This is a genomic window from Gemella sp. 27098_8_92, from assembly GCF_041433685.1.
Lineage (GTDB): Bacteria > Bacillota > Bacilli > Staphylococcales > Gemellaceae > Gemella.
This window is the reverse complement of record NZ_JAPWBZ010000001.1, coordinates 84,475-104,427: the sequence shown is the minus strand read 5'-3', so window position 1 is coordinate 104,427 and position 19,953 is coordinate 84,475. Positions and strand designations below refer to the sequence as shown.

General features: G+C 30.5%; 21 protein-coding genes. 17 read left to right on the top strand and 4 right to left on the bottom strand.

What is annotated here, in order from left to right; all coding sequences use genetic code 11:
- The first annotated feature begins 44 nt into the window (after positions 1–44).
- The 16 genes from O3802_RS00515 to O3802_RS00440 all read left to right on the top strand — a co-directional run bounded on the left by O3802_RS00515 (position 45) and on the right by O3802_RS00440 (position 14,646).
- Complete coding sequence (locus O3802_RS00515; RefSeq protein ID WP_371457829.1) at positions 45–632, top strand: SMI1/KNR4 family protein; 588 nt, start codon at positions 45–47, stop codon at positions 630–632.
- A 466-nt stretch (positions 633–1,098) separates the two neighbouring features.
- Positions 1,099–2,121 carry a phenylalanine--tRNA ligase subunit alpha gene (gene pheS / locus O3802_RS00510; RefSeq protein ID WP_371457828.1) on the top strand — a complete coding sequence of 341 codons (1,023 nt, stop codon included), beginning with the start codon at positions 1,099–1,101 and terminating at the stop codon, positions 2,119–2,121.
- Positions 2,122–2,133: 12 nt separating this feature from the next.
- On the top strand, positions 2,134–4,527 hold the full coding sequence (gene pheT, locus O3802_RS00505; RefSeq protein ID WP_371457827.1) for a phenylalanine--tRNA ligase subunit beta: 2,394 nt from the start codon (positions 2,134–2,136) through the stop codon (positions 4,525–4,527).
- Between the two features lie 8 nt (positions 4,528–4,535).
- Complete coding sequence (gene plsY, locus O3802_RS00500) at positions 4,536–5,147, top strand: glycerol-3-phosphate 1-O-acyltransferase PlsY (RefSeq protein WP_276766419.1); 612 nt, start codon at positions 4,536–4,538, stop codon at positions 5,145–5,147.
- Entirely contained in the window at positions 5,147–5,995 is an 849-nt protein-coding gene (locus O3802_RS00495) for a bifunctional 5,10-methylenetetrahydrofolate dehydrogenase/5,10-methenyltetrahydrofolate cyclohydrolase (protein ID WP_371457826.1), read from the top strand. The genes plsY and O3802_RS00495 overlap by 1 nt, the downstream gene beginning before the upstream one ends.
- A gap of 259 nt (positions 5,996–6,254) precedes the next feature.
- Positions 6,255–6,428: a preprotein translocase subunit SecE gene (secE, locus tag O3802_RS00490; protein WP_004631843.1), complete on the top strand. Its 174-nt coding sequence runs from the start codon at positions 6,255–6,257 to the stop codon at positions 6,426–6,428.
- Between the two features lie 11 nt (positions 6,429–6,439).
- A complete protein-coding gene (gene nusG / locus O3802_RS00485; RefSeq protein ID WP_276684882.1) occupies positions 6,440–6,985 on the top strand; it encodes a transcription termination/antitermination protein NusG in 546 nt (181 codons plus the stop codon).
- A gap of 30 nt (positions 6,986–7,015) precedes the next feature.
- Complete coding sequence (locus O3802_RS00480) at positions 7,016–7,879, top strand: DegV family protein (RefSeq protein WP_371457825.1); 864 nt, start codon at positions 7,016–7,018, stop codon at positions 7,877–7,879.
- 21 nt (positions 7,880–7,900) lie between these two features.
- Positions 7,901–8,281 carry a lactoylglutathione lyase gene (gene gloA / locus O3802_RS00475; RefSeq protein ID WP_371457824.1) on the top strand — a complete coding sequence of 127 codons (381 nt, stop codon included), beginning with the start codon at positions 7,901–7,903 and terminating at the stop codon, positions 8,279–8,281.
- Positions 8,282–8,416: 135 nt separating this feature from the next.
- Positions 8,417–8,881 carry a ribosome maturation factor RimP gene (gene rimP / locus O3802_RS00470; RefSeq protein WP_371457823.1) on the top strand — a complete coding sequence of 155 codons (465 nt, stop codon included), beginning with the start codon at positions 8,417–8,419 and terminating at the stop codon, positions 8,879–8,881.
- A 21-nt stretch (positions 8,882–8,902) separates the two neighbouring features.
- Positions 8,903–9,934, top strand: a complete 1,032-nt coding sequence (gene nusA, locus O3802_RS00465; RefSeq protein ID WP_111743193.1) for a transcription termination factor NusA — start codon at positions 8,903–8,905, stop codon at positions 9,932–9,934.
- A gap of 12 nt (positions 9,935–9,946) precedes the next feature.
- A complete protein-coding gene (gene rnpM / locus O3802_RS00460; protein WP_004631855.1) occupies positions 9,947–10,234 on the top strand; it encodes an RNase P modulator RnpM in 288 nt (95 codons plus the stop codon).
- Positions 10,234–10,545: a L7Ae/L30e/S12e/Gadd45 family ribosomal protein gene (locus O3802_RS00455; protein ID WP_004631857.1), complete on the top strand. Its 312-nt coding sequence runs from the start codon at positions 10,234–10,236 to the stop codon at positions 10,543–10,545. Before rnpM ends, O3802_RS00455 begins: the two co-directional genes overlap by 1 nt.
- Entirely contained in the window at positions 10,545–12,611 is a 2,067-nt protein-coding gene (infB, locus tag O3802_RS00450) for a translation initiation factor IF-2 (protein ID WP_155951681.1), read from the top strand. The genes O3802_RS00455 and infB overlap by 1 nt, the downstream gene beginning before the upstream one ends.
- Before the next feature lie 12 nt (positions 12,612–12,623).
- Positions 12,624–12,977 (top strand): 30S ribosome-binding factor RbfA, encoded by a 354-nt coding sequence (rbfA, locus tag O3802_RS00445; protein ID WP_371457822.1) that lies wholly within the window; start codon positions 12,624–12,626, stop codon positions 12,975–12,977.
- Positions 12,978–13,047: 70 nt separating this feature from the next.
- Positions 13,048–14,646 (top strand): ABC-F family ATP-binding cassette domain-containing protein, encoded by a 1,599-nt coding sequence (locus tag O3802_RS00440; protein ID WP_371457821.1) that lies wholly within the window; start codon positions 13,048–13,050, stop codon positions 14,644–14,646.
- A 50-nt stretch (positions 14,647–14,696) separates the two neighbouring features.
- Here O3802_RS00440 and O3802_RS00435 read toward each other — a convergent pair whose 3' ends face one another.
- The gene (locus O3802_RS00435; RefSeq protein ID WP_371457820.1) at positions 14,697–15,164 is read right to left on the bottom strand and encodes a GAF domain-containing protein; all 468 of its coding nucleotides are present in this window, start codon (positions 15,162–15,164) and stop codon (positions 14,697–14,699) included.
- 246 nt (positions 15,165–15,410) lie between these two features.
- On the opposite strand from O3802_RS00435, the gene O3802_RS00430 reads away from it, so the two are divergent.
- The gene (locus O3802_RS00430; protein ID WP_276684863.1) at positions 15,411–17,105 is read left to right on the top strand and encodes a septation ring formation regulator EzrA; all 1,695 of its coding nucleotides are present in this window, start codon (positions 15,411–15,413) and stop codon (positions 17,103–17,105) included.
- A 26-nt stretch (positions 17,106–17,131) separates the two neighbouring features.
- Here the strand turns inward: O3802_RS00430 and O3802_RS00425 are convergent, their stop codons facing one another.
- The 3 genes from O3802_RS00425 to O3802_RS00415 form a co-directional block, all read right to left on the bottom strand.
- Positions 17,132–17,926: a metal ABC transporter permease gene (locus O3802_RS00425; RefSeq protein WP_004631869.1), complete on the bottom strand. Its 795-nt coding sequence runs from the start codon at positions 17,924–17,926 to the stop codon at positions 17,132–17,134.
- Positions 17,919–18,629 carry an ATP-binding cassette domain-containing protein gene (locus tag O3802_RS00420; protein ID WP_343012715.1) on the bottom strand — a complete coding sequence of 237 codons (711 nt, stop codon included), beginning with the start codon at positions 18,627–18,629 and terminating at the stop codon, positions 17,919–17,921. The genes O3802_RS00425 and O3802_RS00420 overlap by 8 nt, the downstream gene beginning before the upstream one ends.
- 119 nt (positions 18,630–18,748) lie before the next feature.
- Complete coding sequence (locus O3802_RS00415; protein ID WP_371457818.1) at positions 18,749–19,750, bottom strand: metal ABC transporter solute-binding protein, Zn/Mn family; 1,002 nt, start codon at positions 19,748–19,750, stop codon at positions 18,749–18,751.
- Positions 19,751–19,953: the final 203 nt, after the last annotated feature.

Here is a 19,953-nt window from a genome sequence, read left to right as displayed (position 1 = left end):
TGAATAGGTCTGGCATTTGTAAATTTAATGTTTGGAGAGAAAATATGAAAATAATAGATAAAATCAAACAAATTGAGAAATATATATGTGAAAATTTTGAAGAATGGGATTTGGAAGATCCCGTAGAAGAAGAATATCTTGACGATTATCACAAAATTTCAGGCGCTTCAGAGACAGAGATTGTATCTTTCGAGAAAAAAATAGGTATAACCTTGCCTAATGATGTAAAAGAAATTTATAAATATAAAAATGGGAGTAAATACTTGAGTATTTTTCCTTGTATTATAGATGAAAGAGAAATGCCATTTTGTTTAATGAGTCTCCAAGATATAGAAAATACAAAGGAATATTTTCAAAATAAAGATGTCTTATTAACAGAGCTTAATGAGTATTTTTCAAAAGATGATATAAATAAAATGAAGGATAGCAGGGTAAAACCATATCTCTTTAATAAAAGGTGGATTCCTTTTGCAGAGTATTGTGATAGTTGCTTTCTAATGTTTGATTTTGATCCAGATAATGCTGGGAAAGAAGGTCAGATTATTTGTTATATTCATGATCCTGATGAAATAGTTTATGTAGCCAAAGGAATTACAGAATTGATAGATAAGATAATGGCTGAAATTAATTAGCGTCATAATCTAACATTTTTGATGGAACTGCTAAATTAGAACTCTAATTGAACTAAAATAACATACATTAAGTTCATTAGTTATCGCGCCTTGTTTTTGGCGTATTAGTTGACAGCGTGGTATTTTTATATTATTATTTTAACTATATAATTTAAAAGCAATGATTAAGACGGTATATTGGAAGTTTTTAACAGGGAGCAGCTTTGTAACTGAAAGAGTTGTATTAACTGAATTTATATTTTCAGCTTATGAGTAATTGTATAAGTTAGATAATGAGTACAATCGGATGGCACCGTTAAAAGCCAATCTAATCTAGATTAGATTTAAGGAAGTCAGTTTGACTTTAAATTTGGGTGGTACCACGATTTATTCGTCCCTTCGAAACGAGAGTTTTGAGGGACTTTTTATTTTGGATAATTAAAGTAACTTATACAAAATGTCTTTATAAAAATATTAGGAGGATTTTATGTCTTTAGAAAATATAAAAAAAGAATATCTTGAATTAGTAAAAGATATTAAAAACGAAAAAGAATTGTATGACCTAAGAGTTAAGTTTTTAGGTAAAAAAGGTGCACTAACAGAAATTATGAAAGGTGCTAGAGACCTTTCTCCAGAAGAGAGACCAACATTTGGGAAATTAGTTAATGAAGTGAAGACTTTCATTAATGAGAGCTTAGAAGAGCGAAAAGCAGAATTAGCAAAAAAAGCATTAGAGTTAAAACTTGCAAGTGAAAATATTGATGTTACTTTACCTAGTAGAAAAGTTGATTTAGGTGGAGTGAATCCATTAAATAAAGTTATAGAGGAAGTAGAAGAAATATTCATTTCTATGGGGTATTCAGTGGCAGAAGGTCCAGAAGTTGAAACAGATAAATTTAATTTTGAAATGTTAAATCTTCCAAAAGATCATCCAGCACGTGATATGCAAGATACATTTTATATTACTAACGAACTTCTTATGAGGACTCAAACATCTCCTGTTCAAGCAAGAGAAATGTTGAAATCTAATGGTCAAGGTCCCGTTAAAATTCTTTGTCCTGGTAAAGTATTCCGCCGCGATAGTGATGATGCTACTCACTCACACCAATTTGCTCAAATTGAAGGATTAGTAGTTGATAAAAATATTACATTTAGTGATTTAAAAGGGACATTGGAACATTTTATTAAATCTGTTTTCGGAGAGAATAAAAAAATTCGTCTTCGCCCTAGCTTTTTCCCATTTACAGAACCTTCAGTAGAAGTTGATGTATCTTGGGGAAATGAAGATGATGAAAATAATATTAAATGGTTAGAAATTCTTGGCGCAGGTATGGTGCACCCTAATGTATTAGAAATGGCAGGGTTTGATCCAGAAGAATATAGTGGTTTTGCTTTCGGTATGGGGGTAGAACGTATCGCAATGTTAAAATATGGAGTTAGTGATATAAGAAGTTTCTATACAAACGATATTAGATTTTTACAACAATTTAATAATGATAGAAATGATTAGTAGGAGGTAGCAATGTTAGTAAGTTATAATTGGTTAAAACAATATACAAATGTAGAAGATAATGCTACAGATTTAGCAGAAAAAATTACTCGTGGTGGTATTGAAATAGAAGGAGTAGATTACTTAGCTGAGGAATTGTCTAATGTAGTGATAGGCTATGTAGAATCGAAAGAAAAACATCCAGATGCAGAAAAATTAAGTGTATGTCAGGTAAATATAGGAGAAGAAGAAAATCTTCAAATCGTATGTGGTGCACCAAATGTAGATGCTGGACAATATGTTATTGTAGCAAAAGTTGGAGCAAAACTACCAGGAATCAAAATCAAAAAAGCTAAGCTTCGTGGAGTAGAATCACAAGGTATGATATGTTCACTAAAAGAGCTTGGATTAAACCAAAGTGTAATTCCTAAAAATTATCAAGAAGGTATTTATATTTTTGGAGAAAAACAAGAATTAGGTGCTGATGTATCAGAAGTACTAGGTTTAAATGATTATATATTAGACCTATCAATTACACCAAATAGAGCTGATGCATTAAGTATGCGTGGTTTATCGTATGAATTAGGAGCTTTATATAATAAGGCTGTAACTTTTAACGATAAAGAAGTAGCGGAAAATTATGAACAGACTACTTTATCTGTAGAGGTAGAAAGTCCTTCTTGTAAAAATTATTTAGGACAAGTGATTAAAAATATAGAAGTAAAAGATTCACCATTATGGTTACAGGTTCGCCTTATGAGTTCGGGTATTCGTCCAATTAACAATATTGTCGATATAACTAACTATGTTCTTTTAGAATTTGGTCAACCAATGCATGCATTTGATAAAGATTTAGTAGGAGATAAGATAGTTATACGTGATGCAAATGAAGGAGAAGTACTAGAAACTCTGGATGGAGTAGAACGTAAATTACAAAATACAGATTTAGTTATTACAGATGGAAAACAGCCAATAGCTCTAGGTGGAGTTATGGGTGGAAAAAATACAGAAGTAAGCGAAAGTACTAAAAATATAATTTTAGAATCTGCATACTTTAATTCGTCAAGTATACGTCGTACTTCAACTGTGCATGGATTAAGAAGTGATTCATCAGCACGTTTTGAAAAAGGAATAGACTCTAATATGCAACGTGCAGCCTTACAGCGTGCAGTAGAATTAATTTTGGAATTATGTCCAAATGCCACTGTAGAATCTTCGGTAGGTGTAGTTAATAAAGAACAAGAAAGAGAAGTAGCTATTACGACAACATACATTAATAATTATTTAGGTATTAGTTTATCAATAGAGGAAATTATTTCTATTTTAGAAAGTTTAAACTTTAGTGTAGAAACAGCTACTGAAGAATTAATCGTAAAAGTACCAACAAGACGTCCAGATATTTCTATTAAACAAGACTTGGTAGAAGAAGTTATTCGAATCTATGGCTATGACAATTTAGCATCTACGTTGCCAAAATTTTCAAGAACAACAAAAGGTGGTTTAACTTATACACAACGTGCTGTTCGTGATTTACGCAGATTGTATGTTAATGTAGGTTTTAACGATACAATTAATTATTCATTGGTATCTGATGAAGAATCAACGAGCTTTACTTTAAAAAATCATCATAAAGTAAAATTATTAATGCCAATGACAGAAACACATTCAACACTTCGCCAAAGTTTAATACCAGGATTATTGAATACAGTTGGATATAATGTGGCTCGTAAGCAAAAGGATTTAAAACTTGTAGAAATTGGGAGAGTTTTCTTCGGAAGCGGAGATGATAATGTTCAACCGAAAGAAACACTTTATCTTAGTGCTGCTTTAACTGGAGAAGAAAGAGCTGCAAAATGGTTAAAAGATAGTCGAGAATTAGATTTTTATGCAGCAAAAGGTTATTTAGAAGTTGCTTTAGAATATTTAGGATTAGATGATAAAGTAACATATAAAAAGTTAGCAGTTGATGGAATGCATCCAGGTCGTACTGCTGAAGTTTATTTAGGCGTAGAACGTATTGGATTAATTGGTGAAGTTCATCCATTGGTAGCAGAGAAATTCGGACTTAATAGAACTTATGTTTTTGAAATTAATTTAGATAAAGTTATTTCAGAAGAAAAAGTAAAACCTAAGTATGAAGAAGTAACTAAGTATCCGGAAATAACTCGTGATATTGCGATGCTAGTTGATTTGGAAGATGAATATCAAAATATTTATAACGCAATCGAAAGTGTAAATAGTAAATTAATAACAAATGTAGAATTATTCGACTTATATGTAGGTTTAGAATTAGTGGCTGGTAAAAAATCTCTAGCATTAACAATTACGTATAGCGATAAAGAAAAAACATTAACTGATGAAGAAGTCACAGCTGTTCATGAAAAAGTTCTTGCAGCGTTGACAGAGTATGGAGCTATAATAAGATAGGAGAATATATGATTACACAAGTTTTATTGTTTTGTGCTATTGCATATTTAATAGGAGCTATCCCATTTGCTTTAATTATTGGAAAACTATTTTATAATACAGATATTCGTACTATGGGAAGCGGAAATTTAGGAACAACAAATACATTTAGATGTCTTGGGAAAAAAGCAGGAGTTATGGTGTTTATTTTAGATATATCTAAAGGAATTGTCGCAACATTTTTACCTACGTTAAGTCTAGGAAAAGTTGAATTTCTTTCTATTTTTGGAGCATTTGCAATGATAGGACATGTTTATCCTATCTTTGCAAATTTTAAAGGAGGAAAAGCAGTTGCAACTGGTTCAGGAGTATTCATATTTCTTTATCCAGCTTTGAGCGCACTTTTACTTGTAATATTTTTCTCAACACTATTTATCACAGGGTATGTTTCCTTAGGTAGTATTTTAATTTGTTTAACTTCTATAGTTTATTTAACTATTTTTGAAACAGGTATTGATAAGTGGGTTATGATTGTAATGTGTATTTTTGTTATATATATGCATAAGAAAAACATTCAAAGATTATTGAATGGTACGGAAAACCAATCCAAAGCAAAATTGAGATTAGGAAGGAAAAAATAATGACAAAAATTATAAGCGGTACTGATCTTGCTAATAAATTACGCGCTGAGATAAAAGAAGAAGCAACAATTCTTCAACAAAAAGGTATAACTCCAACGTTAGCGGTAGTTTTAGTAGGAGATAATAAGGCTTCTAAAAGTTATGTTAATTCAAAGCATAAAGCATGTTTAGAAAATAACATTAATTCTGTTAAAATAGAATTAGATGAAAATATTTCTACTGCTAGCCTTTTAAATGAAATTGAGAAGTTAAATAATGATAGTGAAGTACACGGTATTTTAGTTCAATTACCATTACCTAAACATATCGATGCAGAACAAATTTTAAATGCGGTAAGTCCGCAAAAAGATGTTGATGGTTTTCATCCTATTAATGTAGGAAAGTTAGTTATTGGAGAAGCAAAATTAATTCCATGTACACCTCTTGGTATTTTAGAAATGATAAAATCTACTGGCGATGAAATTGATGGAAAGTTAGCATTAATAATAGGAAGAAGTAATATTGTAGGAAAACCTATATCTACATTATTGCTTCAAAATAATGCAACTGTAATAACAGCACACTCAAAAACTAAAAATCTTGATAGTTTATTAGAACAAGCTGATATTATTGTTAGTTGTGTGGGTTCTGCACACTTTTTAACTGGAGAAGAAAAAGTAAAAGAAACAGTTACTATTATTGATGTAGGAAATAACTACAAAGATGGTAAGTTAGTTGGAGATGTAAATCTTGAAAACTTTATGGGGAAAGTTAAGTATATATCACCCGTTCCTGGTGGGGTTGGTCCATTAACAATTACTATGTTAATGAGAAACACCTTGGTAGCAACATATGATTTAATAAAATAAATAAGTATTTCTTGAGAGAAATAATAAATATAATTTTGTAATACAATTATTGAAATATATTTCTCTCAAGATTTTTAAATGTTTATTTAGCAATTTTAAGATATATATTTGAAAAGTTTCTTAATAAATGTTACAATATTATATTGTACAAGTGTACTTATTTTTATTTGAAATTTTATAGATTTATGAATTGTGCTATGGTATAATTTATAAAATGTACAATGAAAGAATTAAATTTGTATGAGAGGAGAATTCACTAGTGTTAAGATTTTTTAAAAAAGTTGTTTCAGAAATGAAAAAAGTAAGTTGGCCAACATTTAACGAACTTGTTAGAAAAACTCTTATAGTTATAGTAGTTGTAGGAATATTAATGTTGTTCAGTTATGTGGTAGATTTAGGAATAACTGCTGGAATTAGACATTTTAGTAAGTAAGAGAGGTTATTATGAGTGATACAGTAAACAAAGAGTGGTACGTAATTCATACATACTCTGGTTATGAGAATAAAGTAAAAGATAATATTGAAAAACGTGTTGAATCTTTAAATATGGAAGATAAAATATTTAGAATTGTTGTTCCAGAAGAAAAAGAAACTATTATAACGCCAACAGGAAAAAGAAAAGAAGTAAATAGAAAAACTTTCCCTGGATATGTTCTAGTTGAACTTGTTATGACTGATGACTCTTGGTTTGTAGTTAGAAATACACCAGGTGTAACTGGATTTGTAGGTTCACATGGTGGGGGTTCAAAACCAAGTCCATTACTTCCAGAAGAAATCAATTTTATTTTACAACAAATGGGGCTTTCAAGCGTTGTTGATGTAGATATCGAAGTAGGAGACCATGTTCGTGTTATTTCTGGGCCATTTGTAGATATGGAAGGTAAAGTGGTGAATATAGACCTTAATAATTACAAAGTAGATGTAATGATTGAACTTATGGGTAGAGAAACAAAAGTTGAATTAGAACTGTATAATATTGAAAAATTCTAGGAAAGGAAAAGCTATTGTAAAATAGTAGGTATGAGTGTGGAAAAAATAGCTATTGTAATGGATTCGACAGCATATTTACCAGATGAATTAACAAAAGAATTAAATATTAGAACGGTTTATTTAAATATAGTTATTGATGGAAATTCTTATAAAGAGGTTATTGATATGCCTCTTGATAAATACTATGATTATTTAAAGGATCCTAATAATTCTTTTCCAACAACCTCTCAACCAGCAATTGGGGAAGTTGTTTCATGCTTAGAAAAATTAAAAGAAGAAGGTTATACAGATGTTATTGCTATAGCACTATCTAGTGGTATAAGTGGAACATTTTCATCATACTCTGTAGCTGATCTTATGGTTGATGGTATTAATGTTCACCCATTTGATTCTGAAGTTGCTTGTCATCCTGAAGGATATTATGCAATTAAGGCAGCTATGCTAATTAAAGAAGGTAAAAATTCTAAAGAAATCATTGCTGCATTAGATGAAATGAAAAAAGTTTCAAAAGCATATTTTATGGCTGACGACTTATCTCATTTACAACGCAGTGGTCGCTTAAATGGTGCACAGGCTATAGTTGGTAACTTATTACAAGTTAAACCTTTATTACATTTTGAGGATAAGGTAATCGTACCATTCCAAAAAATACGTACTTATAAAAAAGTTGTATTAAGAATTTATGAATTATTTGATGAATTTTATCGACAACACAAGGATGAAAACATATCTGTATGTATTCTTCATGTAGATGCTTTAGAGAAGGCGGAAGAGATTAGAAATCATATAAAAGAAGTTTATCCTAATGTTAATGTCGAAATAGACGCAATTACTCCTGTAGTATCAACTCATCTTGGGATTGGAGCTATAGGTTTTGCGTGGACAATATTATAAAAAAATTTTTGAGGTGAGATTATGGTTCAAACTATGGCGCATACTTGTTATAGAGTTGCTGATTTAGAAAAATCAATTAAGTTTTATACGGAAGCATTTGATTTTAAAATAAGTAGAGAAAGAGATTTTAAAGAATATAAATTTACTTTAGTATATTTGACTTTACCAGGTTCTGATTATGAATTAGAGTTAACTTATAATTATGATCATGGTTCATATGATTTAGGAGAAGGTTACGGTCATATTGCAATTTCAGTTTCTGATTTAGAAGGTTTATATGAGAAACATAAAGAGGCAGGATACGACGTTACAGATTTAAAAGGTTTACCAGGATTCCCGCCAAGTTATTACTTTATCAAAGATCCAGATGGATATAAGATTGAAGTTATTCGTGATAAGTAAGACAAATTAATTGATTTCTCTTATTTATTGTGATACAATGTAACTACATTGAAATAAATTACCGAAAGGGTGGTGAATTTTGAAAGTTCTCCACTTTTTTATATTGCAATTTTAGATTTTAGAAAGAGGTGTAATATGAGTATAGTACAAAGAGTAAAAGCTATTGCAGATGAGCAAACAAAAGATACAGTATATTCACTTTATGATGTAGAATATGTAAAAGAAGGTAGTGAATTCTTCTTACGCATTTACTTCGATAAAGATGGTGGTTTAACACTAGATGATTGTGTACTTTTAAGTGAAAAACTAGCAGAAGAATTGGATAAAGAGGATTTTATAAGCGACAAGTATTATCTTGAAGTTTCTTCGCCAGGTATAGAACGTGAGTTAAGAAATCTGGAAGAAGTTATCGATTCAATAGGTAAGCATGTATATATAAAAACTTATGAGAAAGTTGATAACCAAAAAGAATTTTATGGTGACATCTTAGATGTTGATGATAAAGAAATTACTATTGAATATAAAGATAAAGCAAGAGTAAAGAAATCAATTATTAGTTATGAAAAAATTGCTAAGATTAGATTAGCTGTTAAATTTTAATTTTTAAAGGAGAAAAGAACAATGAGCAAGGACTTGCTTAAAGCTATTAAATTAATTGAACAAGAAAAGGGTATTGCAGAAGATATACTAGTAGAAGCTATTGAATTAGCTCTATTATCAGCATACAAAAAGAATTTTAACGCTGCAAAGAATGTAAGAGTAGATTTTAATCGTGCTACAGGTGATTACAAATTTATCATTAGAAAAGATGTTGTAGAAGAAGTATATGATGATAGAATTGAATTTGCTTTAGAGGATGCATTAAAAATAAATCCAGCGTATGAAGTTGGTGATATCTATGAGGTAGTAGATCTTCCAGATGACTTTGGTCGTGTCGGAGCTCAAGCGGCTAAACAAGCGCTATTACAAAGACTTCGTGAAGCAGAAAAAGAAATCTTATTTAAAGAATATAGTGAATATGAAGGAGAAATCCTTTCAGGTACTGTAGACAGAATTGATACACGCTATGTATATGTGAAACTTGGAAAAATTGAGGCTATTTTAGGAGAGAATGAAAGAGTTCCTGGTGAAAATTATGTACCACAAACACCTATAAAAGTTTATATAGCTAAAGTAGATAACCCAAGTCGTGGTAGTAAGCCGCATGTTCTGGCATCTAGATCACATCCTGAATTTATTAGAAGATTATTCGAAATGGAAGTTCCTGAAATCTATAGTGGAACAGTAGAAATTAAGAGTGTGTCTCGTGAAGCTGGCGAAAGAACTAAACTTGCCGTTTTCTCTGAAGACAAAAATGTTGATCCAGTTGGTGCATGTGTAGGTAATAAAGGAGACCGTGTTAATCGTATCGTTGATGAATTAAACGGTGAGAAGATTGATATCATTACATGGGATGCTGATCCTGTGAAATTTATTACTAATGCATTAGCACCTGCTAAAGTAGAAGAAATCATTATAGATGAAGAAGAAAAAATTGCTAATGTTAAAGTTAAAGAAGATCAACTATCTCTTGCAATAGGGAAAAAAGGTCAAAATGTTCGCTTAGCAGCAAGATTAACTGGATGGAAAATTGACATTAAAGCAGCTGAGTAGTGAGGTGTTAAGATGAAAAAAAGAAAAATACCAACAAGAAAATGTATACTGACTAACGAGATGTTTCCGAAAAAAGATTTACTAAGAATAGTAAAAAATAAAGAAGGAGAAATTTCGGTAGACCCAACAGGAAAAAAAGCTGGGCGCGGAGCATATGTTGTATCAGATTTGGAAGTAATTAATAATGCAAAAGATAAAAAATTACTTGAGAAATTCTTTTCAACTACTCCAGAAATTATGGAACCTATTTACAACGAAGTAATTAGATTAATATATAGAAAGTCTATTCCACAAAAATAATGTTAAAAATATATAATTTATTAGGTTTAATGCAAAGAGCAGGTAAACTTATAACAGGCGAAGATTTAATCACAAAAAATTTAAAGAATAAAAAGATAAAATTATTAGTCATAGCACAAGATTGCGGTATTAATACAAAGAAAAAATTGATAGATAAAGCGACGTTTTATGGTGTTAATCACATCGAATTTTCAGATATTGAAAATATAAGTAGAGCAATTGGACGAGATAATCGTGTCGCACTTGGTATGACTGATGATGGGTTTATAAAAAAGTTTAAACAACTATTAGAAGAAGGAGGAAGATTGTAATGAAAAAGGTCAGAGTATATGAATATGCTAAAGAGATTGGTAAACAGTCAAAAGATATAATTAAAGTTTTAAGAGAATCTGAAATTGAAGTGTCTAACCATATGTCAATGTTAACGGAAGAGGGGTTAGCCAAACTTGATAGCATCTTCAAAGCTAAAAAAGAAGAACCAAAAGCAGAAAAAGTTGCTAGTAATCAAAATCAAAGTGATACTAAAAAACATAAAAAGAAAAAAAATAAAAAAGAAAAAAATAAAAAATCTAATAAACAGCAGCCTGCAATTATTGAAGCACCTACAGAAGAAACAATTTCAGAAGACACTATCTTAGTAAGAGATGGTATGACTGTAGGAGAACTTTCAGAAGTACTATCAGTAAATTCAACTGAATTAATTAAAAAGTTATTTATGGAACTTAAAATCATGGCAAATATCAATCAATCTCTTACTTTAGAGCAAATTGAATTAATTGCTATGGATTATGGAAAAGAAATTCAAGAAGAAGTAGAAATCAATAAAGAAGATTTAGATTTATACTTTGAAGTTGAAGATGAAGAAAAAAATCTTAAAGAAAGAGCTCCAATTGTTACAATAATGGGGCATGTTGACCACGGGAAAACAACTTTATTAGATACAATTAGAAACACACGTGTAACTGCAGGAGAAGCAGGTGGTATCACTCAACATATTGGTGCTTATCAAGTTCGTACTAAAGATAAGAAAATTACATTTTTAGATACACCAGGACACGCTGCGTTTACAACTATGCGTGCACGTGGAGCAAAAATTACTGACGTAACAATTTTAGTAGTAGCAGCTGATGATGGGGTAATGCCTCAAACAATAGAAGCTATTAACCATGCTAAAGCAGCAGATGTTCCTATTATTGTTGCTGTTAATAAAATGGATAAACCTCAAGCAAATCCAGACCGAGTTATGAATGAACTTGTAGAATATGGACTTATTTCTGAAGAGTGGGGTGGAGATACAATCTTTGTTCCTATTTCAGCTCTGAAAGGTGAGGGGATTGATGAACTATTAGAAAATATTTTATTAGTTACAGAAATGCAAGAGTTAAAAGCCAATCCAAACCGTCTAGCATTAGGTACTGTCATTGAAGCTAAACTTGACAAAGGGCGTGGAGCAGTTGCAACATTATTAGTACAAAATGGTACTCTTAATGTAGGAGATCCGTTAGTAGTAGGTAATACATACGGACGTGTTCGTGCTATGATAAATGATCGTAGTAAAAATATCCATACTGCTAAACCATCTACACCAGTAGAAATAACTGGTCTTCAAGACGTACCAAATGCAGGAGATCGTTTTGTAGTATTCGGTGATGAAAAAACAGCACGTCAAATTGGAGAAAAACGTCAACAACAATATATTGAAACTACACGTCAAGCTAACTCAGCAGTATCACTTGATACGCTATTTGAACAAATGAAACAAGGTGAGATGAAAGATCTTAACATTATTATAAAAGCAGATGTTCAAGGTTCAGTTGAAGCACTTGCCATGTCATTAGCTAAAATTGATGTAGAAGGTGTTAACGTGCGTATTATCCACACTGGAGTAGGAGCAATCAATGAATCTGATATTACTCTTGCTGTTGCATCTAGTGCGGTAGTAATTGGATTCAACGTCCGTCCTGATAATAACGCTAAGCAAATGGCAGCAACTGAACAAGTAGATATTCGCTTACATAGTATTATCTATAAAGTAATTGAAGAAATCGAAGCAGCTATGACAGGATTATTAGATCCAGAATTTGTAGAAAAAGTAATAGGTCTTGCAGAAGTTCGTCAAGTATATAAAGTATCAAAAATTGGAACAATCGCTGGTGCTTATGTTACAGAAGGTAAAGTTTCTCGTGATGGTAAAGTGCGTGTAATCCGTGATAGTGTTGTAATTTACGAAGGTGAAATTGATACACTAAGAAGATTTAAAGATGATGTAAAAGAAGTTCAAAGTGGTTATGAATGCGGTATGACTGTTGAAAACTTTAATGATATTAAAGAAGGAGATGTCTTTGAAGTTTATATCATGGAAGAAGTAAAAAAATAGGAGGAGAAACTAATGTCAGAATTAAGAGTTAATAGACTTGCAGAACAAATCAAAAAAGAAATTACTTATGTTTTAGCAACAAAAGTTAAAAATCATGATTTAGGATTTGTTACTGTTACAGAAGTAACTTTGACAGGAGATTATTCTCAAGCAAAAGTGTACTACACAGTTCTAGGTGGAGAACGCGAAAAAGAAAAAACTAAAGAATCGTTAAAAAAAATAAAAGGATTCGTTAAAAGCGAAGTTGCTAAAAAAGTAAAGATTCGTAAGTTTCCAGAATTGATTTTCGAATATGATAAAACAGCTGAGTATGCAATACATATTGAAAGTCTAATTGCAAGTGTAAGTCAAAAAAAAGAAGAATAAAGTATAGGGAAGCTGCCTAAAGGTGTTAGGCAGTTTGTCCTATGATTGAATAAAATTAGAGGAGAATGTAATGTTACAAGTAACAAATTTAGGTTTGCGTTTTGCAGATAGAAAACTATTTGAAGATGTAAATATAAAATTTACAAATGGTAACTGCTATGGTCTGATTGGGGCTAATGGAGCAGGTAAGACAACATTTTTAAAATTATTATCTGGTGAAATTGATTCACAACAAGGTCATGTATCATTAGGAAAAGGTGAGCGACTTGCGGTGCTTCGCCAAAATCACTTTGCTTATGAAGAAGACAGAGTTATTGATGTTGTTATGATGGGTCACGAACGTCTTTGGGATGTCATGAAGCGCAAAAATGAAATTTATATGAAAGATCCATTCACAGAAGAAGATGGTATTATTGCGGCAGAACTTGAAGGTGAATTTGCTGAAATGGATGGATGGAGCGCTGAGAGTGATGCGGCTCAACTTTTAGAAGGATTAGGTATTTCTGTAGAGCATCATGATATGCTTATGGGAGAATTAGATAATGCAATTAAGGTAAAAGTACTTTTAGCACAAGCGTTATTCGGAAATCCAGATGTTCTACTATTAGATGAGCCTACCAATGGACTTGATATAGCTGCGATTAAATGGCTTGAAGAGTTTTTAATTAACTTTGAAAATACTGTTATCGTAGTCAGCCATGATCGACACTTTTTAAATAATATTTGTACACATATTTGCGATTTAGATTTTGGTAAAATCCAACTGTATGTTGGTAACTATGATTTCTGGTACCAATCAAGTCAACTTGCACGTCGTATGATGGAAGATTCAAATAAGAAAAAAGAAGAAAAAATTAAAGAACTTCAAGAGTTTATTGCACGTTTCTCAGCAAATGCATCTAAATCGAAACAAGCAACAAGTAGAAAGAAAATGCTTGATAAAATTACTCTTGATGACATTAAACCAAGTAGTCGACGTTATCCATATGTTCGCTTCACTCCAGATCGTGAAATTGGTAACGACTTATTAATCGTAGATGGTGTAAGCAAAACTATTGAAGGAAAAAAAGTATTAAATAATGTAAGTTTTACAGTTAATCCTAATGATAAAGTTATCCTTTTGGGAGATGAAGTGGCAAAAACTACACTTCTTAAGATTTTAGCAGGTGAGATGGAACCAGATAGTGGAACTGTAAAGTGGGGTATTACTACTTCACGCAGTTATATGCCAAAAGATAATACAGAATACTTCGAAGGATTGAAACTTTCATTAGTAGAGTGGTTACGTCAATATGCTTCTCCAGAAGAAGAAAGTGAAGCATACCTACGTTCGTTCTTAGGTAGAATGTTATTCTCAGGTGAGGAAGCATTAAAACGTGCTCATGTACTTTCTGGGGGTGAAAAAATGCGCTGTATGTTATCTAAAATGATGTTATCTAAAGCTAACGTTATTCTTTTAGATGAACCTACGAATCACCTTGATTTAGAGTCCATTACAGCAGTTAATGAGGGTATTATCGCATTTAAAGGATCTGTATTCTTTACATCACATGACTATGAATTTATTCAAACAATTGCTAATAGAGTAATAGAACTTACTCCAGAAGGAGCAATTAATAAAGAAATGGATTATGAGAACTACCTTAAATTTAAAGGAATTATCGATTAATATTAAAAAAAGAGGTTTACTTCTAAATGAAGTTAAACCTCTTTGCTATTTTAAAATTTTATGTTTTCAAAAAGTTCTTTTGTTACCTCACTGAATGCTAAGACTTCTTCAGGGGAAAATCTATCAAATTCAATAGAATCAATATCAAGAAGTGCAACAACTTCATTATTTTGTATAATAGGAATTACAAGCTCACTATTAGTTGCACTATCACAAGCTATGTGTCCAGGAAATTGATGAACATCTTTTACATAAATTGCTTCTTTTGTTGTGTAGCAATGCCCACAGACTCCCTTATTGAAAGGAATACGCGTACATGCGACTTTTCCTTGAAACGGACCTAAGACTAGATTGTTTTGTTCTTTATCTACTATGTAGAAACCAACCCAGTTAGTATTGGGCAAATATTCTTTGTATAATGCAGAAAGATTAGAAAGATTAGTAATTAAATTTTTCTCATTGGTAATAAGTGAATTCGCTTGTTTAATAAATAAAGATTTATCTGTAATAATATTCATATGAAACCTCGCTAAATTTATTTATCTTATTTTCGCATATTAGGAGAAAAAAATAAAGTGAAATGACTATATAAGATTTAAGGGAAGATACGAAATAAATTTTAATAGTTCTGAAATAAAAATTCAAAAAAATTTCAAAAAAATGGTTGAAATACTTTGTTTTTTACGCTAAAAATGGTATAATTTTGTTAGTATTTATTGTATTAATAAACGTAAAATTTAATAAAAATTTCAGGGGGAAGATATATGACATATATATTTTTATTTGTATGTGTTCTTATTCTTGGAGGAGTAGTGGCTCTATTCATCTTTAGAAATAGAAAAAAACAAGATTTATACCCTCTTTTAGTTATGAAAGATGAGCTAGAAAGAGAAACATTGTCTGATGATTTGAAACAGGTAAAAGCACTAGAGATAGCAGGAAAAGCAGAAAAACTTTATAATAAGTGGGAAAGTGAATGGTATGAAATTCAAAGTATTGATATAGAAGAATTAGATCGTGATCTTTATAATGCTGAAAGCTATATAGATAAATTTAATTTTAAACGTGCTGATGAAGTAATAATGAATAGCGGTGAACTAATTGCAAGTATAAAAGATAGAATTGCAGAGATTCGACGAGAAATTAAAGAACTTAAAGAAGTTGAACCTAAAAATAGAGAAGTTTATGAAGAAATCGTTGTAGAGTATAAAGAGCTTAATCGTGAACTTTTAGCTAAAAGACATCAGTATGGAGCAGCAGCTGATCAATATGAGCAAAACATTAAAGAACTTGCGCCTCAATTAGATGACTTCAAATTATTGACATCTACAGGTAAATATATCGAAGCACAAGAAAAAATTACAGCAATAAGAAATTCTATTCTTAATTTAAAAGAAAAAATGGATGTATTACCAGATTTACTAAAAGAGATAGAAAAAACTTGTCCAACTCAGATACAGTCATTAAGACTTAAAGTTGAAGAGATGGAGAAAAAAGGTTTCAAACTTACACATTTAGAAATATCTAGTAAAATTGAAAGTATTGTTTGGCAATTAAATGATGCTCGTGAAAAAGTTAAACTAGGAGATATTGATCTAATAGAAAATATTTTAGATGGCATTTATGATGTTATTGATGAGGTTTCTAACGACCTTAAAAAAGAGCTTGATTATAAGAGATATATAGAAGAAAACTATCGTGAAATTACTAATAAACTTGATTTACAAGATAAATTAAATGAGGCCCTTTATAATAATATTCAGGAAATTAAAACTAGATATCAAATCTATCAAAAAGATGAAGAAATGGTAGCTAATTATTACGATGAATTAAGCGAATTGTTAGATCTTAAACATGATATAGATGTCTATATTAATAATCAACCAAAATTAAATTATAAAGATCTTAAAGATAAAGTTGAATTATTAGAGCAAGGATTAGAAAAAATCGAAGAAGACCAAACAAATTACTCTAGATATTTAACAAGTTTACGTGAAGAAGAAAGTATTGCAAGAGAAAAATTAATATTTATTAATCAAGAAAAAGAAGTAATCAAGCGTAAATTAGATAACTCTCGAGTTCCTGGTTTCAGTGATAGATTTATTGTTCTTTATAAAGATGTTACAGATAGTTATAGATATGCTTTGGAAGAACTGAAAAAAGAGCCTATTAATATTGATTTGTTAAAACGTGCAGTTGCAGAAGCAGAAGAGTCACTAGATATTTATTCATCTGAAGTTAATAATATACTTACAGATATAGAATTAATCGAAAAACTTATCCGTTATGCAAACAGATATAGAAAAGAAAATATTGAATTCCATCAACAATTAACAGTTGCTGAACAATATTATAGAGAATATCGTTACAACAAAACATTAGAAATAATTCGTACTTCTCTAGAAAAAGTAGAGCCAGGAGCATACGAAAGAATAAGAAATTCTGTAAAACCAAGATAAAAAACCAGTCATTTTGACTGGTTTTTTTATCTGCGTTTTAAATTGTAATAACCAAGGCTTAGGAAATAAAATAGTGCTTCAATAGTAGCAATATAAAAAGTAGTTGGTAGGGCTGAATAGTAAGACAATGTAATGCCTAACCAAGTTCCTATTAAAGCGAAAGTAATTGAAATAGCAATCATTACTCCTACTTTATTAGTTAAATATCTAGCTGCACTAGCAGGTACAGTAAGCAATACAAACATTAATAAAGCACCTACAACTGGAACTGTAATACTTGTTGCAACAGATAATAGCACTAGGAAGAATATTGAGATAAATTTTCCATTAAGACCGAGTGCTTTAGCACCAATTGCATCAAAAGAATCAAATTTTATTTTTCTATAGAATAGTGATAGTAAAATAATTACAGCAATAGCTAGCGAAAATATTAGTTTAACATCATCACGAGTGATGGATACAACACTTCCAAATAAAATACTATTTACATAACTTGTACTTTTTGGTGTTAGTGAAAGGAATAGCAAACCTAGACCTAAGAATATCCCAAGCATAACACTTACAGTTGCTTCACGACGAAAAGCTTTTACGCTAAGATGTCCTACTAAATATGACATAGTTATTGTGAAAATAAGCAATCCATAAATCGGATTAATTCCAAGAAAAACAGCAAAAGCAGCTCCAGCAAATCCAACGTGAGATAGGGTATGGGAGATAAATGACATATTTCGTGCCATTACAAATACTCCGATATATCCAGCCATAATTGCTACAATAGTACCTGCAATAAAGGCATTTTGCATAAAATCATAATTAAGCATAATTGTTATCTCCTACATAATGTTTACATAATTTAAAATCACTTTGTTCTTTATTAAAGTCGTTAATACTAATAAATTTATAACAATCTTCCTCTAAGTATAGAATTTTATCAATATATTTTTCGTCAATTAACGAAAGTTCATGTGTAATACAAAGAGTAATTATATTATTTTTTTTAGTAATATCACGAACCAAAGACATACATTCAATCTCGCTACCTTTGTCAAGATTAGAAGTAAACTCATCAAGAAGAAGTAAATTAGGATTATTAACAAGTGCCTGTGCTAGGAATACGCGTTGTTTTTCCCCGCCTGATAAATGACCTATTGACTTTTCTTTTTTAGTTAGTGAATTAGTTGTTTCTAAGGCAATTTCAATTTGTTTTTTTTCTTTTGACGAAAGCCAAGGAAGAATTTTTTTATGGAGAGGAAGTGCGACAAAGTCTTCAACTGATAAAGGTAGTTCTTCGTCTATTTGACGGAATTGTGGAACATAGCCAAGACGAGCTTCTTCTCCAATTAATTTTATGTTTTCTGTTGTATTTAGTTTTTCTAATATATTATTTAATAAAGTTGTTTTACCAACACCATTTTTTCCAACAACAGCTACTATATCTCCAGCAGAACAGCTGAAAGAGAGATTGTTGAGTATTAACTTATCTCCTATTGAATAGGTTAAGTTTTTTATATTAAGTTCAGTCATAATAAACTCCTAACTTATGGATTAAATTACACTTTTAGTATAAAAAAGAAGAGATACGATTTACAAATCTCTTCTTAATATTATACTACATATTTTCTAATTGTGAAAACTATTTTTTATTAATGGTTGTGATTGTGTCTCTCATGATCATGATCATGATCTTCATGGTCGTGATTATGTGAGTGAGATTCTTTAGCATTTTCTGTATGATATGCTTTTTCTCCCTTACCACCGTTTAAAATTTCTTCAAGTTTATTATATTGGTCTAACATCCACTCTATATATGTTTTACCATCAGGTTGCGTCTCAGTAACATTTAGAATCGGAATATTATTTTGTTCAGCAAGATTTATTAATCCTTCAACTGTTTTGTTAGTAGTCTGAACATTATTGATAATCAATGAAATTTGTTTATTCTTAATTTGTTGCTGAATATTTTTAAGGTCTTGTGGTGCTGGATCATTTCCTTCCTCTGTAGCTTGTGCTAATTTATTCACCTCGTCAGATACTTTTAGTCCAAGAGATTTAACAGCATATTCGAATACAGGTTCGGTAGTAAGAACAGATTTTCCATTAGCTTTTTCTTTTAGAGAATTTATTTTTTCTGTAATTTTTGATAACTCTTTTTTGTATTTATCTCTATTTTTTTCATAGAAATCCTTATTAGAAGAATCTTTTTCACTTAATATTTTAGTTAACTCATCAGCGATTTTGCTCATTACCTCAGGATTATACCAAATATGTTCATTTTCACCTTCTTTAAGACCTAATAATTTAGCACCATCTATTTTAGTTATATTCTTACTATTATTAGTAAGTTTTTCAAACCATGAATCATAGCCGCCACCGTTTAAAATAGCAATTTTTGAATCAGCTACAGTCTTAGCATCTTGTGCAGTTGGTTCAAAATCGTGTGGGTCAATAGAAGAAGAACTTATTATAGAAGAAACTTCTGCTTTGTCACCAGCAACAGCTTTGGCAACTTCTGCGTAAAAGTTAACAGATGCTACAATTTTTATTTTTTCAGTTGAAGTAGGGTTTGAATTTGTTTTACTAGAACACCCAACTAGAAATAAAGTTAATGCTGTAATAATTGATAAAAATTTTAAAAATTTACTCATAGTAAAAAAACACCTCCGTTATTTCGTAATTATTACGGTCTAATAAATTATAATACTAAATCATTAAAAAATCAAGGGATAAATCGAAATTATTTTGATTAAGAAAAAGAGAAGATTAAAAAAAGATACATACAAATCTTTAAAAAATCAAAATCTAAAAGGTATAATTTTATTTTCTAAAAAAGAAAAATAACAAGTAATAT